Origin of the sequence: Streptomyces sp. ISL-94 (assembly GCF_018614075.1) — a bacterium.
Lineage (GTDB): Bacteria > Actinomycetota > Actinomycetes > Streptomycetales > Streptomycetaceae > Streptomyces.
Map to the genome: position 1 here is coordinate 68,265 of NZ_JAGGOZ010000007.1, position 6,818 is coordinate 75,082.

6 protein-coding genes and 2 pseudogenes are annotated in these 6,818 nt (G+C 74.1%); all 8 read right to left on the minus strand.

What is annotated here, in order from left to right:
• Position 1 precedes the first annotated feature (1 nt).
• Positions 2-1,021 (minus strand): ADP-ribosylglycohydrolase family protein, encoded by a 1,020-nt coding sequence (locus tag J7E94_RS02160; RefSeq protein ID WP_215011805.1) that lies wholly within the window; start codon positions 1,019-1,021, stop codon positions 2-4.
• Entirely contained in the window at positions 1,018-1,761 is a 744-nt protein-coding gene (locus J7E94_RS02165; protein ID WP_215011807.1) for an NUDIX domain-containing protein, read from the minus strand. The genes J7E94_RS02160 and J7E94_RS02165 overlap by 4 nt, the downstream gene beginning before the upstream one ends.
• A complete protein-coding gene (locus J7E94_RS02170; RefSeq protein ID WP_215011809.1) occupies positions 1,758-2,837 on the minus strand; it encodes an AAA family ATPase in 1,080 nt (359 codons plus the stop codon). Before J7E94_RS02170 ends, J7E94_RS02165 begins: the two co-directional genes overlap by 4 nt.
• Before the next feature lie 119 nt (positions 2,838-2,956).
• A pseudogene (locus J7E94_RS02175) lies at positions 2,957-3,034 on the minus strand (nicotinamide riboside transporter PnuC); the annotation flags it as partial.
• A gap of 120 nt (positions 3,035-3,154) precedes the next feature.
• The gene (locus tag J7E94_RS02180) at positions 3,155-4,705 is read right to left on the minus strand and encodes a pseudouridine synthase (RefSeq protein ID WP_215011811.1); all 1,551 of its coding nucleotides are present in this window, start codon (positions 4,703-4,705) and stop codon (positions 3,155-3,157) included.
• Positions 4,705-5,352 (minus strand): SMC-Scp complex subunit ScpB, encoded by a 648-nt coding sequence (gene scpB / locus J7E94_RS02185; RefSeq protein WP_215011813.1) that lies wholly within the window; start codon positions 5,350-5,352, stop codon positions 4,705-4,707. The genes J7E94_RS02180 and scpB overlap by 1 nt, the downstream gene beginning before the upstream one ends.
• Positions 5,349-6,503, minus strand: coding sequence for a ScpA family protein (locus tag J7E94_RS02190; RefSeq protein WP_215011815.1), 1,155 nt, complete (start codon positions 6,501-6,503; stop codon positions 5,349-5,351). The genes scpB and J7E94_RS02190 overlap by 4 nt, the downstream gene beginning before the upstream one ends.
• Positions 6,504-6,725: 222 nt before the next feature.
• A pseudogene (locus J7E94_RS34090) lies at positions 6,726-6,818 on the minus strand (ABC transporter ATP-binding protein); the annotation flags it as partial.

Genomic DNA, 6,818 nt, shown 5'->3' on the forward strand with positions numbered 1-6,818 from the left:
ATCAGGCATCCCAGAGGGCGCCGAAGGCCAGGAGCTCGTCGCGGTACTCGATGCGGCCCTCCCAGTCGCGGGGCCAGACGTCCGCGCCGAGGTGGGCGCCGGCGAAGGCGCCCGCGAGGCAGGCGATCGAGTCGGAGTCGCCCTTCGTGCAGGCCGCGCGGCGCAGGGCCAGGAGGGGGTCTTCCGGGAAGAGCAGGAAGCACTGGAGGGCGGTGGCGAAGGCCTCTTCCGCGATCCAGCCGTCCCCCGTGGTCAGGCAGGGGTCGGTCTCGGGGGACGGCGTGCGCAGGGCGGCCGCCAGCCGGTCCAGCACCGCCAGGCATTCGTCCCAGCCCCGTGCGATGAAGGACTCGGGCGAGGCGTCGCAGGCGGTCCGCATCCACAGGTCGCCGAGCCAGCGCTCGTGGTAGCGGGTGCGGTTCTCCAAGGCGTACGAGCGCAGCCGCCCGACCAGGCCCGTCACCTCGGTGCCCTGCGCCAGCAGGTACACCGCGCGCGCCGTCAGGTCGGAGGCGGCGAGGGCCGTCGGGTGGCCGTGGGTGAGGGCCGACTGGAGCTGGGCGGCGCCGGCCCGTTCCTCCTCGGTCCAGCCGGGGACCAGCCCCACCGGAGCCACCCGCATGTTGGCGCCGCAGCCCTTGGAGCCGAGCTGACTGGCCTCGCGCCAGTCCCGCTCCGGGTGGTCCAGGAGCCGGCAGGCCTTCAGGCAGGTGTTGCCCGGCGCCCGGTTGTTCTCCGGGGAGTGGTACCAGTCGACGTACTCCTCCCGGACCGGCCGGGTGAGGCGCAGCGGGCCGACCGGGCCGCGCTCGGCGGCGGTCCGTATGCCGCGCGCGAGGGCGAGGGTCATCTGGGTGTCGTCCGTGACGATCGCCGGGCGGGGCAGCTTCATCTCGCGCCAGGGACCCGTCTTGGCGAGGATCGACGGGACGTCGTGGAACTCCGTGGGGAAGCCCAGGGCGTCGCCCAGCGCCAGGCCGATCAGGGCCCCCGTCGCCGCGCGCTTGGTGGTCGTCGTCATCGGTGGTGTCCTTCCGAGGGGCGGAGCAGGGGCGGGTGCAGGGCGGTGGCCGGTCCCGGCCGGTACAGCGCGGCCGGTTTGCCGCGGCCGCCGGTCAGCCGGGCGGCTCCCGGCACGGCCTCGACGAAGCCGGGTGTGGCCAGGACCTTGCGGCGGAAGTTGGGGCGGTCGAGGACGGTGTCCCAGACGGTCTCGTAGACGGACTGCAGTTCCCCGAGGGTGAATTCGGGCGGGCAGAAGGCGGTGGCCAGGCAGGTGTACTCCAGCTTCGAGCCGGTCCGCGCCCGCGCGTCCGCCAGGATCGCCGCGTGGTCGAAGGCCAGCTCCGGGACCTCCCCCACCGGCACCCAGCGGGCGTGCGCCGCGTCGCCGCCGCCCTGCGCCGCCGGTTCCGGCAGGTCGGGGACGAGCGCGGTGAAGGCCACCGACACCACCCGCATCCGGGGGTCGCGGTCCGGCTCGCTGTAGGTCCGCAGCTGTTCCAGGTGCAGGGTGGCGACCACGGCCTGCGACAGGCCGGTCTCCTCGGCCAGTTCCCGGCGGGCGGCCGCCTCCGCCGACTCCCGGGGCAGCAGGAAGCCGCCGGGGAGCGCCCAGGCCCCCTCGTACGGTTCCTGCCCGCGCCGGATCAGCAGGACGTGCAGCCGCCCGCCCCGCACGGTGAACACCGCGAGGTCGACGGTCACCGCGAACGGTTCGTAGGCGTGCGGGTCGTAGCCCGCGGGCAGCGCCCCGCTCATCGGGTCTCCGGCAGGGGATCGGCGAAGTGCCGGCCCTCGGCGAGCAGTTCGTCCACGGCCCGCACGGCCGCCGCCAGCCGTTCCTCGCGGCCGCCCCGTACGAGGAGGAAACGCCTGCCGGTGCGCTCCAGTTCCTCCCGGAACCGGCCGGTCATCCAGGGGCGCAGGTGCGGGCCGTCCCGCAGCCCGTCGTCCTCGAAGGGCACGTCGGCGTGGTCGGTCAGCAGGTAGAGGTCCCGCCGGGTGAGCGAGGCGATCTCCTCGACCTCCTCGCTGCGGCCGCCCGTGTACCGCTCGTGCCAGATGCCGGTCGCGAAGGAATCGGTGTCGCAGAACAGCACCGGCGAGCCCAGCCGGGCCGCCCGCTCCTCGTCCGCGTCCTGGCGCCGGGCGATCACCGGGAACTCCTCGCTGGTGAAGGAGATGTCCGCCCAGGTGGCCGCGGGGTCGGCCGCTCGGGCCGCCGCCACCTTCTCCTCGCTGTACCGGCGCCCGTACTCGGCGACCCAGCCTGTCGCGGCCCACACCCCGCCGCGCCGCCGGTAGTGGGCGGCCAGCGCCCGCGACAGCGTCGTCGTCCCCGTGGACTCGGCGCCGAGCACGACGACCCGCCGCGCCAGGCAGGCCCGTACGGCCGGCCCCAGGAAGTCCCAGCAGCCGGTGGGGTCCGCCCGAACCGCCGTCCCGGAGACCGGGAACAGCGTCCGCGCCGGGTCCACGCAGACCTCTTCGGCGCCGAACCGCCGCGCGAGCTCGGTCCCGTACGCCTCCGAGGTGAAGACGGCGTCCACCGGCCCGGGCACCGCCGCCCGGAAGATCGCCATGTGCGCCTCCCAGACGGCCGGGTCGTGCAGGTCGACCGGGACGTCGTCGACCGCGCCGACGACTTCCGCGCCCGGGTGCGCCTCGCGCATCCAGGCGACCCGGTCGGCCAGCGGGACCGACTCCACGGAGGCCGCGCACACCAGCACGGTCAGCCGTTCGCACTGGTCCTGGGCGGTGCGCACCAGGTGGTGGTGGCCGGCGTGCGGCGGATAGAACTTGCCGAGGACCAGGCCGTGCCCGTAGCGCCTCATGCCGTCGCCTGCCGCGCGTCCAGCACCACCCAACGGCGGAGCCGGACGCGCTGTCCGGCAACGAACGACGCCGATCGAGGCGTCATGTGCACCCCGCTGTAGGCGTAGCGCGGGATTTGGTTGGCGACGTGCTGCCGGGCCACGAGCCAGACGCACAGGGCACCAGTGGCGAATCCGAGTACCTCGGTCCAGCTCATGACGGCGGCCCCTCCCTTTAATAGTCAGGTTGACTATAAACACGGGCGGGGTCTGGAGACAAGGGAAAAGCCCGCAGTGCCTCAGGGCACTGCGGGCTTTCACGCCTGGAGCGGGCGGTCCTACAGACCGACCTCCCGCATCAGCATGCCGACCTCGGTGTTGGTCAGGCGGCGCAGCCAGCCGGACTTCTGGTCGCCCAGCTCGATCGGGCCGAAGGAGGTCCGGACGAGCTTCTCGACCGGGAAGCCGGCCTCCGCCATCATGCGGCGGACGATGTGCTTGCGGCCCTCGTGGAGGGTGACCTCGACCAGGTAGTTCTTGCCGACCTGGTCGACGACGCGGAAGTGGTCGGCGCGGGCATACCCGTCCTCCAGCTCGATGCCGTCCTTGAGGCGCTTGCCGATCTCGCGCGGCAGCGGGCCGGTGATCGCCGCGACGTACGTCTTCTTCACGCCGTACTTCGGGTGCGTGAGGCGGTGGGCCAGCTCGCCGTGGTTGGTGAGCAGGATGATGCCCTCGGTCTCGGTGTCGAGCCGGCCGACGTGGAAGAGACGCGTCTCACGGTTGGTGACGTAGTCGCCCAGGCACTGGCGGCCGTCCGGGTCCTCCATGGTGGAGACGACACCGGCCGGCTTGTTCAGCGCGAAGAACAGGTACGACTGGGTGGCGACGGTCAGGCCGTCCACCTTGATCTCGTCCTTCGGCAGGACGCGCTTGCCCTGCTCCAGCACGATCTCGCCGTTGACCTCGACACGTGCCTGCTCGATCAGCTCCTCGCAGGCGCGGCGCGAGCCCATGCCGGCGCGGGCGAGCACCTTCTGCAGGCGCTCACCCTCCTCCTCGGCACCCGGGAAGGTCTTCGGGGTCTTGATCACGGGCTTGTCGGCGTACCGGTCGCGCACGCGCTCCTCGATCCGCGCGTCCAGCTCACGCGGACGGGACTGGCCGCTGCGGCTGCCGGGACCGCGGCGCGGGCCGCCGGCGCCGCCGATGCCGGGGGTCTTGGAGGTCTTGGGGCCGCCCTTGGCGCCACCGCGCGCGGCCGCACCGCGGGCACCCGAGCCACCCCGGCCGCCGTCGCCCGCGCCGCGGGCACCGCCGCCGCCCGCCTTGGCACCGGCGCGGCCGCTGCGCTCGCCCTCGGGGCCCACGTCGTAGCGACGCTCCTCGGGGCGGGGGTTGCGGATGCGGGGCGCCGGGTCGCGGTCGCGCGAGTCGGAGCCGCCGCCCTGGTAGCCGCCGCCGGAGCTGCTGCCCCCGCTGCGGTAGCCGCCGCCGGAGCTGCTGCCACCACCGGAGCCGCCACCGCGGTAGCCACCGCCGGAGCCGCTGCCACCCCCGGAGCCGCCGCCCTGGTAGCCGCCGCCGGAGCCGCTGCCCCCGCTGCGGTAGCCACCGCCGGAGCTGCTGCCACCGCCGGAGCCGCCGCCGCGGTAGCCGCCGCCGGAGCTGCTGCCACCGCCGGAGCCGCCGCCGCGGTAGCCGCCGCCGGAGCTGCTGCCACCGCCGGAGCCGCCGCCGCGGTAGCCACCGCCACCGCTGCCGCCGCTGCTGCCACCGCGGTAGCCACCGCCGCCGGAGGAGGAGCCGCCGCGGGAGTTACCGCGCCCGCCACCACCGCCGCCGCTGTTCCTGTTGCCGCCACCGTTGCCGTTGCCGCTGCTTCGCATCAAAGTTCCGTCGTCTTGTCGTCTTCAAAGTAGTCCGGGGCGTACGGTGCGTCCGGATCGAACGACGGAACACCCTCTTGCGTCTCGGCTTCGATCGCGTCCGCCTCAGGGAGGAAGGGCGCGAGCTCCGGGAGCTCGTCCAGGCCGCGCAGGCCCATCCGCTCCAGAAAGTAGTTCGTCGTCCTGTACAGGATCGCACCTGTTTCGGGTTCCGTGCCCGCCTCGGCCACCAGACCGCGCTGGAGCAGGGTCCGCATGACCCCGTCACAGTTCACTCCGCGCACCGCCGAGACCCGCGAGCGGCTCACCGGCTGGCGGTACGCGACCACCGCCAGAGTCTCCAGTGCGGCCTGGGTCAGCCGGGCCTGCTGGCCGTCCAGGACGAACCGCTCGACGGCGTCGGAGTACTCCGCCCGCGTGTAGAAACGCCAGCCGCCGGCGACGAGCCGCAGCTCGAAGCCGCGCCGCTGCACGGTGTACTCGTCGGCCAGCTCGCGCAGCGCGTCCGCGACCTCGCGCGGGGTGCGCTCCAGCACCTTGGCGAGGTGCGCCTCCGTCGCCGGCTCGTCCACGACCATGAGGACGGCCTCCAGGGCCGGCTTGAGGGCCGGCGCGGCCGCGGCCGCCGTACTCGCGTCGCCGCTCAATCCTTCGCCTCCACGATCTGGTCGAACTCGTCGGTCACGGTCGGCATGCCGTCGCCTTCCCCGCCGCTCCAGCGGACCGTCAGAGTCTTCAGGGCCTCTTCCTGGTCGAGGACCACCGCCTTCTCACGGTAGAGCTCCAGGAGGGCCAGGAAGCGGGCGACGACGGTGAGGGTGTCGGCGGCGTCCTCGGTGAGCTCCTGGAAGGTGGCCTCGCCGCGGGCCTTCAGCATCCGTACGACCAGCCCGGCCTGCTCGCGCACGCTGACGAGCGGCGCGTGGATGTGGTCCACGTAGACCTGGGGCTTCGCCTTGGGCTGCATGGCCTTGACGGCGAGGCGGGCGAACCCGTCCGCGCCGATGCTGATGACGACCTCGGGGAGCAGGTCGGCGTGGTGCGGCTCCAGGCCCACGGTCCGCGGGTAGCGCCGGGCCTCGGCCTCGGCGCGGTCCTCGAAGATCTCGGCGATGCGCTTGTACGCCCGGTACTGGAGCAGGCGCGCGAAGAGCAGGTCCCGGGCCTCCAGCAGGGCGAGGTCGGCCTCGTCCTCGACCTCGGCGGCCGGCAGCAGCCGGGCGGCCTTCAGATCGAGGAGGGTGGCGGCGACCACGAGGAACTCGGTGGTCTGGTCGAGGTCCCAGTCGGGGCCCATGGCCCGGATGTGGGCCATGAACTCGTCGGTGACCTTGGACAGCGCGACCTCGGTGACGTCGAGCTTGTGCCGGGAGATCAGCTGGAGCAGCAGGTCGAAGGGCCCCTCGAAGTTGGCGAGCCGCAACGTGAACCGCCCCTCGCCCCCGGCGGGGGTCGCGGCGACGGGGGCCCCGCCCGGGCCTGCGTCCACCGCGGAAACGGCGTCCGGCACCCCGGTGACCGGGCCTTCCGGTGGCGTCGGGGGGCCTTCACGACCCTCGGTGGGGGTGTGACGGGCTGCGGAGGCCTCCCGCGGCCCTTCCCCGGGTCCGGCCGCTCCGGGACGCTCAGCGGGCGCCTCAAGAGCCTCAGGGGCCTCACCCGGAGGCGGTCCGGGGCGCACAACGGGCGCCTCGGGGGCCTGGGGCGCCCCGGGGGCCTCAAGGACCTCGCCCGGGATGCCCGGACCGCGGCCCAGGACGCGGCGGGGCGGTCGGCCGGGTTCGGCGGAGAGGGGCATCGGGGTCCAGGTGGTGCGGGGGAGGCGGCGGAGCGGCCGGGCGGGGCTGCCCGCGACCAGCCTAGTGCTGTGGCCGGAAGGGTTTGCCGGGGCGCGGCGTCCGGTGCGGTGCATCGCAAGGCGGAGGGCCGCGGCTCGTACGGGACGTACTTGCGCGGTCCGACAACACGGCGAGGTGCCGTGCCGGACGTCGCGCCCTGGTGAACCTTGCCGGTCACCGCACTAGCGGAGCGGGAGGCCCTGCGCGGTCCAGCGGTCGTGGTCGTTGCGCTCGACGACGAGCGGGAGGCCGAAGCAGAGGGAGAGGTTGCGGGA

What these genes read in the sequence shown, in the direction of transcription:
- J7E94_RS02160 (WP_215011805.1), bottom strand. Translation starts at nt 1,021, where the DNA reads ATGACGACGACCACCAAGCGCGCGGCGACGGGGGCCCTGATCGGCCTG.
- J7E94_RS02165 (WP_215011807.1), bottom strand. Translation starts at nt 1,761, where the DNA reads ATGAGCGGGGCGCTGCCCGCGGGCTACGACCCGCACGCCTACGAACCG.
- J7E94_RS02170 (WP_215011809.1), bottom strand. Translation starts at nt 2,837, where the DNA reads ATGAGGCGCTACGGGCACGGCCTGGTCCTCGGCAAGTTCTATCCGCCG.
- J7E94_RS02180 (WP_215011811.1), bottom strand. Translation starts at nt 4,705, where the DNA reads ATGCGAAGCAGCGGCAACGGCAACGGTGGCGGCAACAGGAACAGCGGC.
- J7E94_RS02190 (WP_215011815.1), bottom strand. Translation starts at nt 6,503, where the DNA reads ATGCCCCTCTCCGCCGAACCCGGCCGACCGCCCCGCCGCGTCCTGGGC.